The sequence below is a fragment of the Pseudomonas sp. HR96 genome (genome assembly GCF_034059295.1).
Taxonomy (GTDB): domain Bacteria; phylum Pseudomonadota; class Gammaproteobacteria; order Pseudomonadales; family Pseudomonadaceae; genus Aquipseudomonas.
This window is the reverse complement of the sequence record NZ_CP139141.1, coordinates 44,532-64,150: the sequence shown is the minus strand read 5'-3', so window position 1 is coordinate 64,150 and position 19,619 is coordinate 44,532. Positions and strand designations below refer to the sequence as shown.

Annotated in this window: 22 protein-coding genes; 15 read left to right on the top strand and 7 right to left on the bottom strand. The window is 63.9% G+C overall.

The genetic code is table 11. The features are described 5' to 3' along the window. Positions 1 to 36 precede the first annotated feature (36 nt). Together SFA35_RS00295 and SFA35_RS00290 are read left to right on the top strand one after the other, a co-directional pair. Complete coding sequence (locus SFA35_RS00295; protein ID WP_320573948.1) at positions 37 to 396, top strand: cupin domain-containing protein; 360 nt, start codon at positions 37 to 39, stop codon at positions 394 to 396. 83 nt (positions 397 to 479) lie between these two features. Then, a complete protein-coding gene (locus tag SFA35_RS00290) occupies positions 480 to 683 on the top strand; it encodes an I78 family peptidase inhibitor (RefSeq protein WP_320573946.1) in 204 nt (67 codons plus the stop codon). Positions 684 to 772: 89 nt separating this feature from the next. Here the strand turns inward: SFA35_RS00290 and rpmG are convergent, their stop codons facing one another. Both rpmG and rpmB read right to left on the bottom strand, forming a co-directional pair. Beyond that, positions 773 to 928: a 50S ribosomal protein L33 gene (gene rpmG, locus SFA35_RS00285; protein ID WP_003177274.1), complete on the bottom strand. Its 156-nt coding sequence runs from the start codon at positions 926 to 928 to the stop codon at positions 773 to 775. An 11-nt stretch (positions 929 to 939) separates the two neighbouring features. Next, positions 940 to 1,176 carry a 50S ribosomal protein L28 gene (gene rpmB, locus SFA35_RS00280; protein WP_011064219.1) on the bottom strand — a complete coding sequence of 79 codons (237 nt, stop codon included), beginning with the start codon at positions 1,174 to 1,176 and terminating at the stop codon, positions 940 to 942. Positions 1,177 to 1,549: 373 nt separating this feature from the next. Between rpmB and SFA35_RS00275 the strand changes: the two genes are divergently transcribed. Beyond that, on the top strand, positions 1,550 to 3,139 hold the full coding sequence (locus SFA35_RS00275; RefSeq protein WP_320573919.1) for an ABC transporter substrate-binding protein: 1,590 nt from the start codon (positions 1,550 to 1,552) through the stop codon (positions 3,137 to 3,139). Between the two features lies 1 nt (position 3,140). Here SFA35_RS00275 and radC read toward each other — a convergent pair whose 3' ends face one another. Continuing rightward, positions 3,141 to 3,815, bottom strand: a complete 675-nt coding sequence (gene radC / locus SFA35_RS00270) for a RadC family protein (protein WP_320573916.1) — start codon at positions 3,813 to 3,815, stop codon at positions 3,141 to 3,143. 135 nt (positions 3,816 to 3,950) lie between these two features. On the opposite strand from radC, the gene coaBC reads away from it, so the two are divergent. From coaBC to argB, 4 genes are all read left to right on the top strand, one after another. Then, a complete protein-coding gene (coaBC, locus tag SFA35_RS00265) occupies positions 3,951 to 5,159 on the top strand; it encodes a bifunctional phosphopantothenoylcysteine decarboxylase/phosphopantothenate--cysteine ligase CoaBC (protein ID WP_320573913.1) in 1,209 nt (402 codons plus the stop codon). Between the two features lie 18 nt (positions 5,160 to 5,177). Further along, entirely contained in the window at positions 5,178 to 5,633 is a 456-nt protein-coding gene (gene dut, locus SFA35_RS00260) for a dUTP diphosphatase (RefSeq protein ID WP_320573911.1), read from the top strand. 1,252 nt (positions 5,634 to 6,885) lie between these two features. Continuing rightward, on the top strand, positions 6,886 to 8,265 hold the full coding sequence (locus SFA35_RS00255; RefSeq protein WP_320579229.1) for a phosphomannomutase/phosphoglucomutase: 1,380 nt from the start codon (positions 6,886 to 6,888) through the stop codon (positions 8,263 to 8,265). A 20-nt stretch (positions 8,266 to 8,285) separates the two neighbouring features. After that, the gene (gene argB, locus SFA35_RS00250; RefSeq protein WP_320573909.1) at positions 8,286 to 9,191 is read left to right on the top strand and encodes an acetylglutamate kinase; all 906 of its coding nucleotides are present in this window, start codon (positions 8,286 to 8,288) and stop codon (positions 9,189 to 9,191) included. 34 nt (positions 9,192 to 9,225) lie between these two features. Here the strand turns inward: argB and SFA35_RS00245 are convergent, their stop codons facing one another. After that, positions 9,226 to 9,744 carry a DUF4124 domain-containing protein gene (locus SFA35_RS00245; RefSeq protein WP_414058569.1) on the bottom strand — a complete coding sequence of 173 codons (519 nt, stop codon included), beginning with the start codon at positions 9,742 to 9,744 and terminating at the stop codon, positions 9,226 to 9,228. A 97-nt stretch (positions 9,745 to 9,841) separates the two neighbouring features. Beyond that, a complete protein-coding gene (pyrE, locus tag SFA35_RS00240; RefSeq protein ID WP_320573904.1) occupies positions 9,842 to 10,483 on the bottom strand; it encodes an orotate phosphoribosyltransferase in 642 nt (213 codons plus the stop codon). An 83-nt stretch (positions 10,484 to 10,566) separates the two neighbouring features. Here pyrE and SFA35_RS00235 point away from each other — a divergent pair, with 83 nt between their 5' ends. Then, entirely contained in the window at positions 10,567 to 11,346 is a 780-nt protein-coding gene (locus SFA35_RS00235) for an exodeoxyribonuclease III (RefSeq protein WP_320573901.1), read from the top strand. A gap of 48 nt (positions 11,347 to 11,394) precedes the next feature. Here the strand turns inward: SFA35_RS00235 and rph are convergent, their stop codons facing one another. Then, complete coding sequence (rph, locus tag SFA35_RS00230; protein ID WP_320573899.1) at positions 11,395 to 12,117, bottom strand: ribonuclease PH; 723 nt, start codon at positions 12,115 to 12,117, stop codon at positions 11,395 to 11,397. Between the two features lie 187 nt (positions 12,118 to 12,304). Here rph and SFA35_RS00225 point away from each other — a divergent pair, with 187 nt between their 5' ends. The 6 genes from SFA35_RS00225 to SFA35_RS00200 all read left to right on the top strand — a co-directional run bounded on the left by SFA35_RS00225 (position 12,305) and on the right by SFA35_RS00200 (position 17,543). Next, positions 12,305 to 13,168: a YicC/YloC family endoribonuclease gene (locus tag SFA35_RS00225; protein ID WP_320573897.1), complete on the top strand. Its 864-nt coding sequence runs from the start codon at positions 12,305 to 12,307 to the stop codon at positions 13,166 to 13,168. Positions 13,169 to 13,181: 13 nt separating this feature from the next. Continuing rightward, entirely contained in the window at positions 13,182 to 13,802 is a 621-nt protein-coding gene (gmk, locus tag SFA35_RS00220; protein WP_320573895.1) for a guanylate kinase, read from the top strand. A 134-nt stretch (positions 13,803 to 13,936) separates the two neighbouring features. Continuing rightward, positions 13,937 to 14,200, top strand: a complete 264-nt coding sequence (gene rpoZ / locus SFA35_RS00215; protein ID WP_010447888.1) for a DNA-directed RNA polymerase subunit omega — start codon at positions 13,937 to 13,939, stop codon at positions 14,198 to 14,200. Between the two features lie 60 nt (positions 14,201 to 14,260). Then, on the top strand, positions 14,261 to 16,369 hold the full coding sequence (gene spoT, locus SFA35_RS00210; protein WP_320573890.1) for a bifunctional GTP diphosphokinase/guanosine-3',5'-bis pyrophosphate 3'-pyrophosphohydrolase: 2,109 nt from the start codon (positions 14,261 to 14,263) through the stop codon (positions 16,367 to 16,369). Between the two features lie 26 nt (positions 16,370 to 16,395). Beyond that, positions 16,396 to 16,776 carry a RidA family protein gene (locus SFA35_RS00205; protein ID WP_320573887.1) on the top strand — a complete coding sequence of 127 codons (381 nt, stop codon included), beginning with the start codon at positions 16,396 to 16,398 and terminating at the stop codon, positions 16,774 to 16,776. A gap of 32 nt (positions 16,777 to 16,808) precedes the next feature. Then, complete coding sequence (locus SFA35_RS00200) at positions 16,809 to 17,543, top strand: hypothetical protein (RefSeq protein ID WP_320573885.1); 735 nt, start codon at positions 16,809 to 16,811, stop codon at positions 17,541 to 17,543. A 105-nt stretch (positions 17,544 to 17,648) separates the two neighbouring features. On the opposite strand, the gene SFA35_RS00195 is transcribed toward SFA35_RS00200, so the two are convergent. Beyond that, complete coding sequence (locus SFA35_RS00195) at positions 17,649 to 18,491, bottom strand: SDR family oxidoreductase (protein ID WP_320573883.1); 843 nt, start codon at positions 18,489 to 18,491, stop codon at positions 17,649 to 17,651. A gap of 188 nt (positions 18,492 to 18,679) precedes the next feature. Between SFA35_RS00195 and exbB the strand changes: the two genes are divergently transcribed. Then, entirely contained in the window at positions 18,680 to 19,618 is a 939-nt protein-coding gene (gene exbB / locus SFA35_RS00190) for a tonB-system energizer ExbB (RefSeq protein ID WP_320573881.1), read from the top strand. The last annotated feature ends 1 nt before the right edge of the window (position 19,619 follow it).

Genomic DNA, 19,619 nt, shown 5'->3' with positions numbered 1-19,619 from the left:
TTATTAAACAGCTAACAGCCAACCAGGGGCAGGTGTATGAGTATCGAACAGATTGTGGATTTTGCCGTCAACCAGGTCGAACCCGAGCGTTACAGCCCGGCGCCGGAGAAAGTGCTCAAGGGGGCGCCCGCCCAGGCCCTGTACAACCACTATGGCAGCCCTTGCGGGCAGATGAATGCCGGCGTCTGGGAAGCCGAGGTCGGCCAGTGGACAGTGTCGTACAGCGAGCATGAGTACTGCGAGATCGTCCAGGGTGTGTCGGTGCTGCGCGACCGCGAGGGCGGCGCCAAGACCCTGCGCGCCGGCGACCGCTTCGTGATTCCGGCCGGTTTCAGTGGCACTTGGGAAGTGCTGGAGCCGACCCGCAAGATCTACGTCACCTTCGAGCAGAAGTGAGCGTTATGTAGCGTACAGGGCGACTTCGCCGGCGCAAGAATGGGGCCGTCCATCCGGACGACCAGCGCTCAAGGAGAGCCACCATGACCAACGAAGAAGTCCTCGAAAGCCTGCAGCACATGATCGGCAAGCCATACGCCGATACGCTGAAGACCTACATCACTACGACCACCGGGCGCAAGCTGGTGGTCGGGCCCAACGAGATGTCCACCAAGGATTACAACCCTGAACGCGTGCACATCCAGGTTGACGGTGCTGGCCATATCTATGGCTTCGCCTTCAACTGAGGCTTGGGCACAGCCAGCCTCAATCCAATAAAAAAGGCCCTTCTCTCGCGAGAAGGGCCTTTTTGTGTCGCAGCGGTCGCCAAAATCAATTACTTGATTTTGCCTTCCTTGTAGATCACGTGCTTGCGAACAACCGGATCATATTTCTTGATCTCGATTTTGTCCGGGGTAGTACGCTTGTTCTTGTCGGTAGTGTAGAAGTGACCAGTACCGGCGCTCGAGATCAAACGAATCAATTCACGCATGACTTAGCTCCTTAAACCTTGCCGCCATCGCGACGGATTTCGGCCAGCACGACATCAATGCCGCGCTTGTCGATGATACGCATGCCCTTGGCGGAAACGCGCAGGCGCACGAAACGCTTCTCGGACTCGACCCAGAAGCGGTGATGCTGCAGGTTCGGCAGGAAACGACGACGGGTTTTGTTGTTTGCGTGGGAAATGTTATTCCCAGTTACCGGACCCTTACCGGTAACTTGACAGACTCTCGACATGCCTCAGCCCTCTAAAACCACATGCCCAACCCGGCATGGGTTGGCCGCTTATCTCTCAGTCATTTGGCGCACGGCGCCGCGTTTCTTCAGGGTCTTACCGGCCTCGCCGTGGAGCAAAGGAACCGGGCCCTAGAAAAGAGCGCTGCTTTATACCAGAAAGACCCGGGCACAACAACAGCCGCATTGCATTCGGCTGTTGCCAGGTCCTGCAGCCCAGCGCTGGCCCCAGCAGGGCTGGGCAGGCAGCCGGGACAGCCGCTCGTCGTGGAAATTGTAAAAAAGGGGATAGTCATTTGCGCCAATGCGCTCTAGGGTTAGGAATCTACCAGACTGCGCCGGCAGATGGGCCTCGATCTAGCCAAGGAATCTTCCCATGCGTCTTGCTACTTTGCCGCTGTTGCTCGCTCCGTTGCTGCTTCCCGTTTTCGCCCAGGCCGCGCCACTGACGGTGTGCACCGAGGCCAGCCCGGAAGGCTTCGACGTGGTGCAGTACAACTCCCTGACCACCACCAACGCTTCGGCGGACGTGCTGATGAATCGCCTGGTGGAGTTCAATGTCGGTCAGGGCAAGGTGGTGCCCAGCCTGGCGGATAAATGGAGCGTGTCGGCCGACGGCCTGACCTACGAGTTCAAGTTGCACCCGGGGGTGAAATTTGACAGCACCGACTATTTCAAACCCAGCCGCACCCTGGCGGCCAGCGACGTGGTCTTTACCTTCGAGCGCATGCTCGACCCGGCCAACCCCTGGCACAAGGTCGCGCAGAGCGGGTTTCCCCATGCCCAGTCGATGCAGCTGCCGAGCCTGATCAAGAAGGTCGAGGCGCCTGACCCGCTGACCGTGCGCTTTACCCTGGACCACGCCGATTCAACCTTCCTGGCCACTCTGAGCATGGGCTTCGCCTCGATCTACTCGGCCGAGTATGCCGATCAGCTGCTCAAGGCCGGCACCCCGGAAAAACTCAACGCCCAGCCGATCGGCACTGGACCGTTCGTGTTCGTGCGCTTTCAGAAGGACGCCGTGGTGCGCTACAAGGCCAACCCCGACTACTTCGCCGGCAAGCCGGCCGTCGACCCGCTGCTGTTCGCGATCACGCCGGACCCCACCGTGCGCCTGCAGAAGCTGCGTGCCAACGAATGCCAGATTACCCTGTCGCCCAAGCCGCTGGATATCGCCTCGGTGGCGGACGACAAGGATATCCAGGCGATCAAGACCCCGGCCTTCATGACCGCCTTCGTCGCCATCAACTCGCAGCATGCGCCGCTGGACAAGCCCGAAGTGCGCCAGGCGATCAACCTGGCCTTCGACAAGGACAACTACCTCAAGGCGGTTTTCGAAGGCACTGCCGAGGCCGCCAGCGGGCCCTACCCGCCCAACACCTGGAGCTACGCCAAGGACCTGCCCGGCTACGCCCACGATCCAGCCAAGGCCAAGGCGCTGCTGGCCAAGGTCGGGCTCAAGGACGGCTTCAACACCACCATCTGGACCCGCCCTTCGGGCAGCCTGCTCAACCCCAATCCGAGCCTCGGCGCGCAGATGCTGCAGGCGGACCTGGCCCAGGTCGGCATCAAGGCGCAGGTCCGCGTCATCGAGTGGGGCGAGCTGATTCGCCGCGCCAAGGCGGGCGAGCATGATCTGCTGTTCATGGGCTGGGCCGGCGACAACGGGGACCCGGACAACTTCCTCTCGCCGCAGTTTTCCTGCGCGGCCGTGCAGTCGGGCACCAACTTCGCCCGCTACTGCGACCCGACCCTGGACAAGCTGATTACCCAGGGCAAGGCCGGCGCCAGTCAGGCCGAGCGCAGCAAGCTTTACCAGCAGGCGCAGGCGCTGATCCAGCAGCAGGCCCTGTGGTTGCCGCTGGCCCACCCGACCGCCGCCGTGCTGGCTCGCAAGGGGGTACAGGGCTATGAAGTGAGCCCATTCGGGCGCCAGGATTTTGCTCGAGTCACGGTCCAGAAGTGAGCTATAGCCAGCCATACTCCATCATCGACAGCGGGTCCCCCTCACCGACGATGATGTGATCGAGCACGCGCACATCGATGACCGCCAGTGCCTCCTTCAGCCGCCGGGTCAGCACCCGGTCGGCCTGGCTCGGCTCGGCGACCCCCGAAGGGTGGTTATGGCAGAGGATCAAGGCCGCCGCGTTGTGCGCCAGCGCGCGCTTGACCACTTGGCGTGGGTAGACGCTGGCGCTGTCGATGGAGCCATGGAACAGCGCCTCGAAACACAGGACCCGATGCTTGCTGTCGAGAAACAGGCAGCCGAACACTTCGTGGTGTTCGTGGCGCAGCATGGATTTGAGGTAGTCGCGCACCAGCCCCGGGCTCTCCAGAGCGCTGTCGCGGCGCACGCGCTCGGCCAGGTGGCGGCGGCCCATTTCCAGCACGGCCTGCAATTGGGCGAACTTGGCCGGGCCCAGGCCCAGCTCCTTGGCGCAATCCGCCGCGCCGGCTTCGAGTAACCCGCGCAGGCTGCCGAAACGGCCCAGCAGGTGTCGCGCCAGGTCCACAGCGCTTTTGCCATGGACTCCGGTGCGCAGGAAGATCGCCAGCAACTCGGCATCGGAAAGGCTTGCCGCGCCCTGTTGCAGGAGCTTCTCGCGGGGCCGTTCGGCCACTGGCCAGTCTCGAATACTCATAACACCTCCATGTGAGTGGGCGCCGCTGTTCCCTCGCGGTCGCTGGTGCTATCTTAGCCCATCTTTTTGCGCGGTGATCCCGGCCTGGGGAAGCGTCGTCGCCGTCGCGCGTCCATTGAATACAAAGGCAGGCCTATGCAGCGGCTGTATCGAAAACGCATCGTTCTCGGCGTCGGCGGCGGTATCGCGGCCTACAAGAGTGCCGAGCTGGTTCGCCGACTCCTGGAACAGGGTGCCGAAGTGCGCGTGGTGATGACCCGCGGCGGCGCCGAATTCATTACCCCGCTGACCATGCAGGCGCTGTCCGGGCACCCTGTGCACCTGGACCTGCTCGACCCGGCGGCGGAAGCCGCGATGGGCCACATCGAGCTGGCACGCTGGGCCGACCTGGTGTTGATCGCCCCGGCCACTGCCGACCTGATCGCCCGCCTGGCACAGGGCCTGGCGGGCGACCTGCTGACCACTCTGGTACTGGCCACCGACGCGACCGTGGCGCTGGCGCCGGCGATGAACCAGGCCATGTGGCGCGACCCGGCCACCCAGGCCAACCTCGAGCTGCTGCAACAGCGCAATCTCAAGGTGTTCGGCCCGGGCGCAGGCAGCCAGGCCTGTGGCGACATCGGCCTGGGCCGCATGCTCGAGCCCACCGAGTTGGCGCTGCTGGCGGCCGAGTGCTTCCAGCACCTGGCGCTGACCGGCAAGCACGTGCTGATCACGGCGGGCCCGACCCAGGAAAACATCGACCCGGTGCGCTACATCACCAACCACAGCTCCGGCAAGATGGGCTTCGCCCTGGCCGAGGCCGCCGTGGAGGCGGGCGCCAAGGTCACCTTGATCACCGGCCCGGTGCATCTGGCCACCCCGGACCGAGTGACCCGTATCGACGTGGTCAGCGCACGGGACATGCTGGCGGCCTGCGAGGCGGCAATACCCTGTGACGTATTCATCGCCTCGGCGGCCGTCGCCGATTACCGTCCCGAGGTGGTGGCCCCGCAGAAGTTGAAAAAAGACCCCACCAGCGGTGATGGCCTTTTGCTGCAAATGGTCCGTAATCCAGATATTCTGGCGACCATCGCCACCCGTTCGGATCGCCCGTTCAGCGTCGGCTTCGCCGCCGAAACCGAGCACCTGCTCGACTACGCCGCGCGCAAGCTCAAGGACAAGAACCTGGACCTGATCGTCGCCAACGACGTGGCCAACCCCAGCATCGGTTTCAACAGCGAAGACAACGCCTGCAGCGTCATCGACCGCCAGCTGCAAGCCACGGTCTTCGCCCAGACCAGCAAGGGCAAGATCGCCCGCCAGCTGATCTCATTCATCGCACAACGCCTGAATCAGGCGTGAACAGGTTTGAACTCATCCATGCACGCTCTCCAAGCAAAGATTCTCGACCCGCGCCTCGGCGCCGAATTTCCCCTGCCCACCTACGCCACACCGGGGTCGGCCGGCCTTGACCTGCGCGCCATGCTGCCCGAGGAAACCCTCCTGGAACCGGGCCAGACCCTGCTGATTCCTACCGGGCTGTCGGTGTACATCGGCGATCCGGGCCTGGCGGCGCTGATCCTGCCGCGCTCGGGGCTGGGCCACAAGCATGGCATCGTGCTGGGCAACCTGGTCGGCCTGATCGACTCCGACTACCAGGGCGAGTTGATGGTCTCGTGCTGGAACCGCGGGCAGACCGCCTTCAAGCTGGCCGTGGGCGAGCGCATTGCCCAACTGGTGCTGGTTCCCGTCGTGCAGGCGCACTTCGAACTGGTCGAGAACTTCGACGAGAGCCAGCGCGGCACCGGCGGCTTCGGTCACTCCGGCAGCCACTGAGAGACGCGATGACGGCAGCCCGGCTGTAACGGCCAGACTTTCAGGATGAACGACGCGGAGACGCTACGTGAAAGGTTTCACTCGCAGCAGTAAACCGGGGCAGGAAGGCTCCGATGGCAAGCCGGCCGAACCGTCCGCCGCCTCGTCGATCTCCAGGCCCGGGCTGCTGGTCATGCTTGCCGGGCTGCTCGTCGCCGCCGCCCTGGTGTGGCTGGGGCTGCCGCCGCCCTCGCAAAAGGAATACCGCAGCCAGCTGGCGCAATCGCTGGCGCTGGGCCAGGCCAGCAGCCTGCGCCAGGCCGTCAGCCAGCTGAGCGCCGACACCCAGGCTGCCGCCCGCGCCCCGCTGGTGTTGCGCGCGGTGCAGGCCAAGGACCGCGCCCAGCTGGAAGCGGCGCAGGATTCCCTGCGCGTCTGGGATGGCCTGGTCGATGCACGGGTCAATCTGCGCGGCCAGGCCGAGCAGAACGCCGCCGGTCCGGCCCCGGTCAGCTTCGCCGCCCTCGACCAGCTGCGCCGCGCGGAAAACGGCGAGAACCCACCGGCCGAAGCCGCGCAGGTGGGCCAGCGCTGGCTGGTGTACAGCGTGGCGGCGGTGCACGACCCGGTCGACCAGTCGGTGATCGGCAGCGTGCTGCTGGTGTTCGACCTGCAGCGCCTGCTGCACGCGCTGTCCAGCCTGCCGCCGCAAGCTGGCCAATGGCAGTTGCAGCAACAGTTCGCCAATGGCCCGACGCAGACGCTGTACCAGACCGGCAACCCGGCCGCCCTGGCGCCGCTGAGTCAGGACACCGGCAACCCGAACTGGAAGCTGGTCTACACCCCGGGGCCTGACTACCAGGCCGGCACGCCATGGATCTCGGTGGTCATGATGCTGCTGGCCGCTGCTGCTGCGCTGGGCGCGGCCTGGGCGGCCATGCTGCTCAACAGCAATCGCCTGCAACAGCAGGTCAGCGCCGATGCACGCCAGCTCGAACAGTTGATCCAGGAATTGTCCGGTGGCAAGGCAGTCAAGGCCTTTGGCCTCAGCCTGGCACCGCTCAACGCCCTTGCCGTGAGCCTGGCGCGTTTTTCCCTGCGCGGCGCACCCACCGCCGCCGACGTCGCCAACATGCCCAAGGCCAAACCCGGCAGCGGTCCGGCGCGCTTCGGCGCCCCTGGCGACGAGCTCTCCAATCCATTGTTCCAGCACACCAGCATTCTCGATGACGACAGCGAACTGCCGCCCCTCGAAGAGGCTGGCAGCGAGCCGCTGCCGCCCAGCCTGCCCGTGAGCATCTTTCGCGCCTATGACATCCGTGGCGTTTTCGGCAAGACCCTGGACCCGCAAACCGCCTACTGGATCGGCCGCGCGGTCGGCGCCCAGAGCCTGGCGCAGAACGAGCCCAACGTGGCGGTCGGTCGCGATGGCCGGCTGTCCGGCCCGGCACTGGTCGGCCAATTGATCCAGGGCCTGGCCGATGCCGGCTGCCATGTCAGCGATGTCGGCCTGGTGCCGACCCCGGCGCTGTACTATGCGGCCAACGTGCTGGCCGGCCGCAGCGGCGTGATGCTCACCGGCAGCCACAACCCGCCCGACTACAACGGTTTCAAGATCGTCATCGCCGGCGACACGCTGGCCAACGAACAGATCCTCGCCCTGCACCAGCGCATCCAGAACAACGACCTGAGCAGCGGTCGCGGCAGCGTCACGAAGGTCGAGATCCTCGAGCGCTACTACGAGCAGATCACTCGCGATGTGATTCTCGCGCGCCGCCTCAAGGTGGTGGTGGACTGCGGCAACGGCGCGGCGGGGGTCATTGCACCGCGGCTGATCGAGGCGCTCAACTGTGAGGTGGTCCCGCTGTTCTGCGATGTGGATGGGCATTTTCCCAATCACCACCCCGATCCCGGCAAGCCGGAGAATCTGGTCGACCTGATCGCCAAGGTGCGCGAGACCGGTGCCGACCTGGGCCTGGCCTTCGACGGCGATGGCGACCGCGTCGGCGTGGTGACCAACAGCGGCACCATCATCTATGCCGATCGCCTGCTGATGCTGTTCGCCGAGGACGTGGTGTCGCGCAACCCCGGTGCCGACATCATCTTCGACGTCAAATGCACGCGGCGCCTGGCGCCGCTGATCAACAGCTACGGCGGCCGCCCGGTGATGTGGAAGACCGGCCATTCGCTGATCAAGAAGCACATGCGCAGCACCGGCGCGCTGCTGGCCGGGGAAATGAGCGGGCACATCTTCTTCAAGGAGCGCTGGTTCGGCTTCGACGATGGCATCTACGCGGCCGCGCGCCTTTTGGAGCTGCTCAGCCAGCGCAAGCAGAGCGCCGAGCAGGTGTTTGCCGCCTTTCCCAATGATCTTTCGACGCCCGAGATCAATATTCAGGTGACCGAAGAGCGCAAATTCACCATTATCGACGCCCTTGAGCGCAACGCCCAATGGGGCGAGGCACAATTGACTACTATCGATGGTCTACGTGTCGACTACCCCACCGGCTGGGGTCTGGTGCGGGCCTCCAACACCACCCCAGTGCTGGTGCTGCGCTTCGAAGCCGATAGCCCGGCGGAGCTTGCCCGCCTGCAGCAGGTGTTTCGTACCCAGCTGCTGGCCGTCGCCCCCGACCTTCAATTACCGTTTTGATCGATCACCCGGAGCCACGCATGACCCTCGAACGCGATGCCGCCACCAATGTAGCCAAGGTCCTCTCCGAGGCATTGCCCTATATCCGTCGATTCGTCGGCAAGACGCTGGTGATCAAGTACGGCGGCAACGCCATGGAAAGCGAAGAGCTGAAAACCGGCTTCGCCCGCGACGTGGTGCTGATGAAGGCGGTCGGCATCAACCCGGTGGTGGTGCACGGCGGCGGCCCGCAGATCGGCGACCTGCTCAAGCGCCTGAACATCGAAAGCCACTTCATCGACGGCATGCGCGTCACCGATGCGCAAACCATGGACGTGGTGGAGATGGTCCTCGGTGGCCAGGTCAACAAGGACATCGTCAACCTGATCAACCGTCACGGCGGCAGCGCCATTGGCTTGACCGGCAAGGACGCCGAGCTGATCCGTGCGCGCAAGCTGCACGCCACGCGGCAGACGCCGGAGATGAACAAGCCGGAAATCATCGACATCGGCCAGGTCGGCGAAGTCACCGGGGTCAACGTGGGCCTGCTGAACATGCTGGTCAAGGGTGACTTCATTCCGGTGATCGCCCCAATTGGCGTGGGTCCCGACGGCGAGTCGTACAACATCAACGCCGACCTGGTGGCCGGCAAGGTGGCCGAGGCGCTGAAGGCCGAGAAGCTGATCCTGCTGACCAACATCGCCGGGCTGATGGACAAGGAAGGCAGCGTGCTGACCGGCCTGACCACCGAGCAGGTCGACGGACTGATCGCCGATGGCACCATCTACGGCGGCATGCTGCCGAAGATTCGCTGCGCGCTGGAAGCGGTGCAGGGTGGCGTGACCAGCTCGCACATCATCGATGGCCGGGTGCCCAATGCGGTGCTGCTGGAGATTTTCACCGATGTTGGCATGGGCACCATGATCACCAACCGCAAGCGGCATTGATGGCGTTGGCCTGTGCGACATGAAGTCGCACAGGTCACTGCCCCAGAATGCCCGCCATGCGCACCTTCAAGTCGGCAAAGTCCTTGTCGCACTTCACCCGCGCTTCCTGGTAGCCGCGAATCTTCACATCCAGCGCATCACGCTGGGTGCGAATGGTCTTGAGTTGGTCCAGGGTGGTCTGCGGCACCGGGTGGCCACCGCGCTCGTATTGCGCGGCCTCGCCCTGCAGCGAGTCCTGCTGGGCCTGCAAGGCCTGCTGATTGCTGTGGGCCACGCCGATGGCGGTGTCGATGTCCGAGAGGCTGCGGGCATAGGCGCGATCGACGTCGGCCATGCTCGGATATTTCTTGAGCAACTGCGCGTCGGCCTCGGCCTTGGCCTGTGCCGCCTGCTTTTGCTGCAGCTCTTCGGCCGTGGGCGCCGGAGCGACCACCTGAATGACCCGGCCCTGCTGGTTGAGCACTTCATAGCCCTTGCCGGCGAACTCGGGCGGCACACCCTGGCTGTCCAGGACCTTGACGCCGCGGTTGTCGACGTAACGGTACAGCACCATTGCCGGCGCCTTGGCCCCGGCCACGGCAGGCTGTGGCGGCAGGCAAAGCAGCGCAACAGCCACGCAAACACCTGCGGCAAGGGCTCTGGCCATGGGCTTAGATACCGTATTGCGCGCGGTAGGCCTCGACGGCCGGCAGGTGCTGCTTGAGCTGCGCATCGTCGGCCAGGTATTCCAGCACCTGGTTGAGCGACACGATGCTGACCACTGGAATCTTGAAGTCGCGCTCAACTTCCTGGATGGCCGACAGCTCGCCGTTGCCGCGCTCCTGACGGTTCAGGGCAATCAATACCCCGGCGGCGGTGGCCTGCTGGCCCTGGATGATCTGCATCACTTCGCGGATCGCGGTACCGGCAGTGATCACGTCGTCGATGATCAGCACATTGCCGGTCAAGGGCGAGCCGACCAGGCTGCCGCCTTCGCCGTGGGCCTTGGCTTCCTTGCGGTTGAAGCACCAGGGCACGTCGAGCTGATGCTGCTCGGCCAGCTGCACGGCGGTGGCGGCGGCCAGGGGAATGCCCTTGTAGGCCGGGCCGAACAGCACGTCAAAGGCAATGCCGCTGTCGACGATGGCTGCGGCATAAAAGCGCCCCAGCTGAGCCAGCGCCGACCCGCTGTTGAACAGCCCGGCGTTGAAGAAATAGGGGCTGGTACGCCCGGATTTCAGGGTGAATTCGCCAAAACGCAATACACCGCGCTCAATGGCAAAACGAATGAAGTCGCGCTGATAATCCTGCATGAAGATAAGTCTCGAATACCACGGATTTAGCTAATTAGGTAGAGCTCGGGTATCATACACGCACGAGATTTTTGGGGCCATTTATGCGGATCATCAGTGTGAACGTCAATGGTATTCAGGCTGCAGTCGAGCGCGGGTTGCTCAGTTGGCTGCAAGCCCAGAATGCCGACGTCATCTGCCTGCAGGATACTCGCGCCTCCGCCTTTGAACTGGACGATGCAGCCTTCCAACTGGATGGCTACTTCCTCTACGCCTGCGATGCCGAAGTTCCCGCCCAAGGTGGCGTGGCACTTTATTCGCGGTTGCAACCCAAGGCGGTTATCAGCGGTCTGGGCTTCGAGACAGCCGACCGCTACGGGCGTTACCTGCAGGCCGATTTCGACAAAGTCAGTATTGCTACCTTGCTGCTGCCGTCCGGGCAGAACGGCGATGAAGACTTGAACCAGAAGTTCAAGTTGATGGACGACTTCGCCAAGTACCTGGACAAACAGCGGCGCAAACGCCGCGAGTACATCTATTGCGGCTCGCTGTATGTGGCGCAGCAGAAGCTCGACATCAAGAACTGGCGCGACAGTCAGCAATCGCCGGGTTTCCTCGCTCCGGAGCGGGCCTGGATGGACGAGATCGTCGGCAACATGGGCTATGTCGATGCGCTGCGTGAAGTCAGCCGCGAAGGCGACCAGTACAGCTGGTGGCCGGACAACGAACAGGCCGAGATGCTCAACCTGGGCTGGCGCTTCGATTACCAGCTGCTGACCCCTGGCCTGCGTCGCTTCGTGCGCAGCGCCCGTCTGCCGCGCCAGCCGCGTTTCTCGCAGCATGCGCCGCTAATTGTGGACTACGACTGGTCGCTGACCATCTGAAGCAAAAAAAACCGACCCCAGGGTCGGTTTTTTCATGCAGCCCGGCGATCAATCGGCCAAGGCAGCCTTCTGCAGCTCGAACAGCTCGGTCATGCCCTTCTGCGCCAGCGCCAGCATGGCGTTCAGCTCGGCTGGCTGGAACGGCGCGCCTTCGGCGGTGCCCTGCACTTCGATGAAGCCGCCAGCGCTGGTCATCACCACGTTGAGGTCGGTCTCGGCGGCGGAGTCTTCGAGGTAATCGAGGTCCAGCACCGGCTCGCCCTGGTACATGCCCACGGACACGGCGGCGATCATCTGCTTGAGCGGGTCGCCGGCTTTCAGGCCGCCGCGCTTTTTGATCACTTTCAAGGCATCGGCCAGCGCCACCATGGCGCCGGTGATGGACGCGGTGCGGGTGCCGCCGTCGGCCTGGATCACGTCACAGTCGATGTACAGGGTGATGTCGCCCAGCTTGCTCATGTCCAGTGCGGCGCGCAGCGACCGGCCGATCAGGCGCTGGATTTCCAGGGTGCGACCGCCCTGCTTGCCACGGCTGGCTTCGCGCTGGTTGCGCTCGCCGGTAGCGCGGGGAAGCATGCCGTATTCGGCGGTCAGCCAGCCCTGGCCCTGGCCCTTGAGGAAGCGCGGCACGCCGTTTTCGACACTGACCGTACAAATGACTTTGGTGTCGCCGAACTCCACCAATACCGACCCTTCGGCGTGCTTGGTGTAGTTGCGGGTGATGCGGATCGAGCGGAGCTGATCGGCAGCGCGACCACTTGGACGTTTCATCTGGATACCTGTACTGGGCGGAAAACTGCCGAGCATTATAGGGCGTTGCCGCGCTTATTGCCCGAAATGCGTGGTCATCGGTCGGCGGCGCACGCACATTGCCCACAGCCGATTGGGAGGCTGGCCCGGGGTGCGCTACAATCCTGCGCCCTGCCCCTGGCATCCATATATTGCGCGAGGTACTTCCATGGTGCACAGCATGACCGCCTTCGCCCGTGCCGAACGGGCCGTGGCCCAGGGCACCCTGAGCTGGGAGTTGCGCTCGGTCAACCACCGCTACCTGGAACCTCACCTGCGCCTGCCCGAGGCCTTTCGCGACCTCGAAGGCGCGGTGCGTGAAGCCCTGCGCCAGGCCGTCTCGCGTGGCAAGGTCGAGTGCACGCTGCGCTTCACCGAAGAGAGTTCCGGCAAGCCACTGCAGGTCGATCGCGAGCGCGCCGCGCAACTGGTGGCGGCGGCCGAGATCGTCGCCAGCCTGATCCAGCAGCCGGCCCCGCTCAATCCACTGGAAGTGCTGGCCTGGCCCGGCGTGCTGGTGGGCGATGCAAGCGACCCGCAGGCCCTCAATAAAGAGGCCACCGCCTTGTTCGGCGAAGCGCTCGATGAACTGAAGAAGGGTCGCGACCGTGAGGGCGCGGAACTGGCGCGGTTGATCGACGAGCGTTTGGATGCCATGAGCCAGGAGGTGCAGACCTTGCGCACGCAGGTGCCGCAGATGCTCGCCACCCAGCGCCAGAAGGTACTCGATCGTTTCGCCGACATGCGCGCCGAACTCGATCCCCAGCGCCTGGAGCAGGAAATGGTACTGCTGGCGCAGAAAAGCGACGTGGCCGAGGAGCTCGACCGCCTCGCCACCCACATGACCGAAGTGCGTCGCGTGCTCAAGGCCGGCGGCGCGGCCGGGCGGCGTCTGGACTTCCTCATGCAGGAGCTCAACCGCGAAGCCAACACACTGGGCTCCAAGGCCTTCGACCCGCGCAGTACGCAAGCTGCGGTCAACCTCAAGGTGTTGATCGAGCAGATGCGCGAACAAGTGCAGAATATTGAGTAAGGCAACCCGAACAATGAACCACAGCACTGGCACCCTTTTTATCGTCGCGGCCGCCTCTGGCGCCGGCAAGACCAGCCTGGTCAAGGCCCTGGTCGACGCTCAGCCGAGCATCCGCGTCTCGGTCTCGCACACCACCCGCGCCATGCGCCCGGGCGAAACCGACGGGGTGAACTATCACTTCGTCGATCGCGCCGAGTTCACCCGCATGATCGACCACGGTGACTTCCTCGAGCACGCCGAAGTCTTCGGCAACCTGTACGGCACCTCGCAAAGCACCCTGCAGCAGACCCTCGACGAAGGTCACGACCTGATTCTGGAAATCGACTGGCAGGGCGCCCAGCAGGTTCGCCGGCTGATGCCGGGGGCCCGCTCGGTGTACATCCTGCCGCCCAGCCAGCAGGCCTTGCGCCAGCGCCTGACCAACCGCGGCCAGGACAGCGACGAGATCATCGACGCACGCATGAAGGAAGCCGTCAACGAGATGAGCCACTACGTCGAATACGACTACCTGGTGATCAACGACGATTTCGCCGCAGCGCTGGAAGACCTCAAGGCGATCTTTCGCGCCAACCGTCTGCAGCAAAAGCCTCAGCAGGAGCGCCATGCGAGCTTGTTGACCAGCCTGCTCGCCTGAGCTGCCGGCCAGGGCGACCCGCCTGTGCAGGGCGGGAAAACAAAAGCTTCCCTAATCGCTGGTGATTTTTTAAACTATCGAGTCCGCTCGCCCATCCGGGCAGCGCGTCTATCGCATTTGCAACGAGGAATACCATGGCCCGCGTAACCGTTGAAGACTGCCTGGAACACGTGGATAACCGTTTCGAGCTGGTCATGCTCTCCACCAAGCGTGCTCGCCAACTGGCGACCGGTGGCAAAGAGCCGAAAGTGGCGTGGGAAAACGACAAGCCTACCGTGGTGGCCCTGCGTGAAATCGCCGAAGGCCTGGTGAGCTACGAAATGATCGCCAACGAAGAGATCGTCGAAGACGAGCCACTCTTCGCGGCGTTCGAGGACGAGTCCAACGAGGCCGTCTAAGCCTATGCCTGGTCGACGTAGCACGGCGCAGGGTAAAAGGCTTTGGCTGGGGGTAACCGCATGCCGAGCATAGACGCCCTCGCCGATCGCCTATCGACCTACCTCGGCGCAGACCAGGTCAACCTGGTGCGCCGAGCGTACTTCTACGCCGAACAAGCCCACGACGGCCAGCGCCGCCGCAGCGGCGAAGCCTACGTCACGCATCCGCTGGCGGTGGCCGGCATCCTCGCCGACATGCACATGGATCATCAAAGCCTGATGGCGGCGATGCTGCATGACGTCATCGAGGACACCGGCATTGCCAAGGAAGCGCTGAGCGCGCAGTTTGGCGAAACCGTCGCCGAGCTGGTCGACGGGGTCAGCAAGCTGACCCAGATGAATTTCGAGACCAAGGCCGAGGCCCAGGCCGAGAACTTCCAGAAGATGGCCATGGCCATGGCCCGCGACATTCGCGTGATCCTGGTCAAGCTGGCCGACCGCCTGCACAACATGCGCACGCTGGAAGTGCTGTCCGGCGAAAAACGCCGGCGCATTGCCAAGGAAACCCTGGAAATCTACGCCCCCATCGCCAACCGCCTGGGGATGCACAACGTACGCGTCGAATTCGAAGACCTCGGCTTCAAGGCCATGTATCCGATGCGTTCGGCGCGCATCTACCAGGCCGTCAAGCGCGCCCGGGGCAACCGCAAGGAAATCGTCAACAAGATCGAGCAGTCGCTGGCCCATTGCCTGGCCGTGGACGGCATCGAGGGTGATGTCAGCGGCCGGCAGAAGCACATCTATGGCATCTACAAGAAGATGCGCGGCAAGCGTCGCGCCTTCAACGAGATCATGGACGTGTACGCCTTTCGCATCGTGGTCGACAAGGTCGACACCTGCTACCGCGTGCTCGGCGCCGTGCACAACCTGTACAAGCCGCTGCCGGGTCGCTTCAAGGATTACATCGCGATCCCCAAGGCCAACGGCTATCAGTCGCTGCACACCACCCTGTTCGGCATGCATGGCGTGCCCATCGAGATCCAGATCCGCACCCGCGAGATGGAAGAGATGGCCAACAACGGTATCGCCGCGCACTGGCTGTACAAATCCACCGACGACGGCCAGCCCAAGGGCACCCATGCCCGTGCCCGGCAGTGGGTCAAGGGTGTGCTGGAAATGCAGCAGCGCGCCGGCAACTCGCTGGAATTCATCGAGAGCGTGAAGATCGACCTGTTCCCGGACGAGGTCTACGTCTTCACCCCCAAGGGCCGCATCATGGAGCTGCCCAAAGGCTCCACGGCGGTCGACTTTGCCTACGCGGTGCACACCGATGTCGGCAACAGCTGCATCGCCTGCCGTATCAACCGCCGCCTGGCGCCGCTCTCAGAGCCGCTGCAGAGCGGCTCTACGGTGGAAATCGTCAGCGCGCCCGGGGCGCGGCCCAACCCGGCCTGGCTCAATTTCGTGGTCACCGGCAAGGCACGCACGCACATCCGTCACGCGCTCAAGCTGCAGCGCCGTTCCGAGTCGATCAGCCTCGGCGAGCGCCTGCTCAACAAGGTGCTCAACGGCTTCGACAGCGCCCTGGACAAGGTTCCGGCCGAGCGCATCCAGGCCATGCTCGCCGAGTACCGGCTGGAGCTGATCGAGGATCTGCTCGAGGACATCGGCCTGGGCAACCGCATGGCCTACGTCGTGGCTCGTCGCCTGCTGGCCAGCGAGGGCGAGCAGCTGCCCAGCCCCGAAGGCCCGCTGGCGATTCGCGGCACCGAAGGCCTGGTACTCAGTTACGCCAAGTGCTGCACGCCGATTCCCGGTGACCCGATCGTCGGCCACCTGTCGGCCGGCAAGGGCATGGTCGTGCATTTGGAAAACTGCCGTAACATCAGCGAAATCCGCCACAACCCGGAAAAGTGTATACAGCTGGCCTGGGCCAAGGATGTGACCGGCGAATTCAACGTCGAGCTGCGCGTGGAACTCGAACACCAGCGCGGCCTGATCGCGCTGCTGGCCAGCAGCGTCAACGCGGCCGACGGCAACATCGAGAAAATCAGCATGGACGAGCGCGATGGTCGCATCAGCGTGGTCCAGTTGGTGGTCAGCGTGCACGACCGCGTGCACCTGGCCCGAGTGATCAAGAAACTGCGAGCCCTGACCGGCGTCATCCGCATCACGCGCATGCGCGCCTAGGGGCCCTAAAACTCCAGGAGTTGTTCATGACCAAGACCGTAATCTCCAGCGACAAGGCCCCTGCCGCCATCGGCACCTACTCGCAGGCGATCAAGGCCGGCAACACCGTCTACCTGTCTGGCCAGATCCCGCTGGATCCAAAAACCATGGAGCTGGTGGAAGGCTTCGAAGCCCAGACCGTGCAAGTGTTCGAGAACCTCAAGGCCGTGGTCGACGCCGCTGGCGGCACGTTCAAGGACTTCGTCAAGGTCAACATCTTCCTCACCGACCTGAGCCACTTCGCCAAGGTCAACGAGGTCATGGGCAAGTACTTCGAGCAACCTTATCCGGCCCGTGCGGCGATCGGCGTCGCGGCACTGCCGCGTGGTGCGCAGATTGAAATCGACGGCGTTCTGGTCATCGACTGATCGGCCCAAGCGTATATCCAAGGATCTTGCCCATGCGTCACGCCCTCGTCTTTTCGCTGGTCGCCGCACTGCTCGGTGGTTGCGCCAGCCATGCCAATGTCGACCCCAACGGCATCTGGATCAACCAGAACGCCATCGACGCCGCCGCCAAGGGCGTCAGCCTGCGCCAGGCGTTGCTGGCCAATGGACTCATCCTGGAATGGCATGTCAACACCGTGGCCAGCCAGGCCAGCTACAGCAACGGCTTTGAACAAGGTGAAGGCAAGCTGATGGCCGACACCCCGGGCAAATGGACCGTGGATTTCTACGGCAGCCACAGCGAGGCCCTGCAACTCAAGGGTGACGAACTGCTGCAAAGCGCCAGCGACAACGGCCCGCAGCAGAGCTTCGTCAAGCCCAAGACCACCCTCGACCCAGCCGCACCTCCGGGCACCGCCTTCGAAGAGGCCCTGTACGGTGCCTACATGGGCGGCAACTGGAAGATCGTCGAGGGGCCGGGCACGGGCAGCGTGGTGCACTTCGCGGCCAACGGCCAGCTCGACGGCATCGAAGGCCTGGACCGCTATGCGCTGTGCCTGGCCGGCGATTGTGCGGCGATGAGCGGCGAATACGACAGCATGTGGATGGAAAAGAACCAGCAGGGCAATGCCTACATCTTCAAGCGTGACGGCAATACCCTGGAAATCCTCGAGGCGGTAAACCAGGCCAAGGCCGATGACATGCCGGACCTGCATCCAGGTGCACGGCGCTGGTTGTTGAAGAAATAACGGGGTCGCGTCCAGCGTGGGAGGGGGCGCAGCCCCCGATCTGTTGATCTTCAAGGTCAAACCGACGGGGGCTTTGCCCACTCCCAACCCTGGCGCCTGTCGCACTCACAGCATCGCCGCATACCCTTCGCGAAAGCTCGCATACTCCGGTGCCCAGCCCAGGGCCCGCGCCCGGGCGTTGCGGCAGCGCTTGCTGCCGGTGCGGCGCACGCTTTCGGTAGCCGACCAGCCGGTCACCCCAAGGTATTCGCGCAACCAGGCGACCACCTCGAACAGAGGCGCCGGGTCATCGTCGACGCCGATATAGCACTCCTCCAGCGGGGTGCCCTGCTGATCGGCCAGCAGCAGAAATTCCAGCAAGCCGGCGGCATCATCGACATGAATCCGGTTGCCGTACAGGGGCGGCTGTTGCGCCACCCGATAGCCCTGGCGCACCTGGTCGACCAGGCGTGCCCGGCCCGGCCCGTAGATCCCGGTCAGGCGCACCACGGTGCCGGCAAAACCGCTGGTCAGCAGGCTCTGTTCGGCTTCCAGCATCAGCCGCCCGGAGAAGCCGCTGACCTGGGTTGGCGAGACCTCGTCGACCCACTCGCCGTCGGCCTGCCCGTACACGCTGCTGCTGGACACGAACAGAATGCGCCGGGGCGCCTGGGCGTTCTGCTCCAACCAGCCCAGCACATGGCGCAAGCCGTCAACATAGGCCTGGCGGTAGCCCGCTTCGTCATGCTGGGAGGCCGCTACGCAATACACCAGATAGTCCAGCTTGCCACTCGGCCACTGCCCTGGGCAGGCGGCGTCGCGCAGGTCCGCTGCCAGCCCGATCACGCCAGCCGGCAGTCGAGCAACATCCCGGCGCAAACCGAAAACCTGCCATTGCCGGGCCAGCAAGCGCTGCGCCAAACGCCCGCCAACATCGCCGCACCCGACGATTACCGCACGCGAAGCCATACCCTTATCCTCATGAAATCAGACAAAAACCCGCCTGCGTTGAAGCATAAACAGACAGTTTCGGCAAAAAAACAATCGCAATTGCTTTTGTTAACAAGAATTAATTGCAATAATAATGGCCATTCGGTTCCCCACCTACGGCGTGGATTCGGAACCTTCCCCCTCTTCCAACCTTCAGGTCGGCCAGCATGATCCGCTCACTACTAATCGCATCGCCACTACGGTCTCGCGCCTTGGGTGCCATGGCAGTCCTGCTGCTCGGCATGGCCATGGCCCCCACCCTGCAAGCCAGCGAAACCGCCCCCGGCGCCGCTGCCAGCGCCAGTGCAACGGCACCTGCGGCCAACGCGCCAGCAGTGGAGGAAGCCGCCGCTACCCCGGCACCCGTCGAAACCGTAGCCAGCCCCGAGCCTTTGGCCGGCATGAGCCATGACCTGTCGCCGTGGGGCATGTACCAGCACGCCGACATCGTGGTGAAGGTGGTGATGATCGGCCTGGCACTTGCCTCGATCATCACATGGACCATCTGGATCGCCAAAGGCTTCGAACTGCTCGGCGCCAAGCGTCGCCTGAAGGGCGAAATCGCCGCGCTGAAAAAAGCCTCCACCCTCAAGGCCGCTGCCGAGACCGCCAGCCGCCAGGGCACCCTGGCCCACCTGTTGGTGCACGACGCCCTCGAGGAAATGCACCTGTCAAGCAACAGCCGCGAGCGTGAAGGCATCAAGGAGCGTGTGAGCTTTCGCCTCGAGCGCCTGGTTGCTGCCTGCGGTCGCAATATGAGCAGTGGCACCGGCGTGCTGGCCACCATCGGTTCGACCGCGCCTTTCGTCGGTCTGTTCGGTACTGTGTGGGGCATCATGAACAGCTTCATCGGCATCGCCAAGACCCAGACCACCAACCTTGCCGTGGTCGCGCCGGGCATTGCCGAAGCCCTGCTGGCCACTGCGCTGGGCTTGGTCGCGGCCATTCCTGCCGTGGTCATCTACAACGTCTTCGCCCGCTCCATCGCCGGCTACAAGGCCCAGGTCTCCGATGCCTCGGCGCAGGTGCTGCTGCTGGTCAGCCGCGACCTGGACCACCAGCCTGCCGAACGCGCCGGCCAACCGCACATGGTGAAGGTGGGTTAAT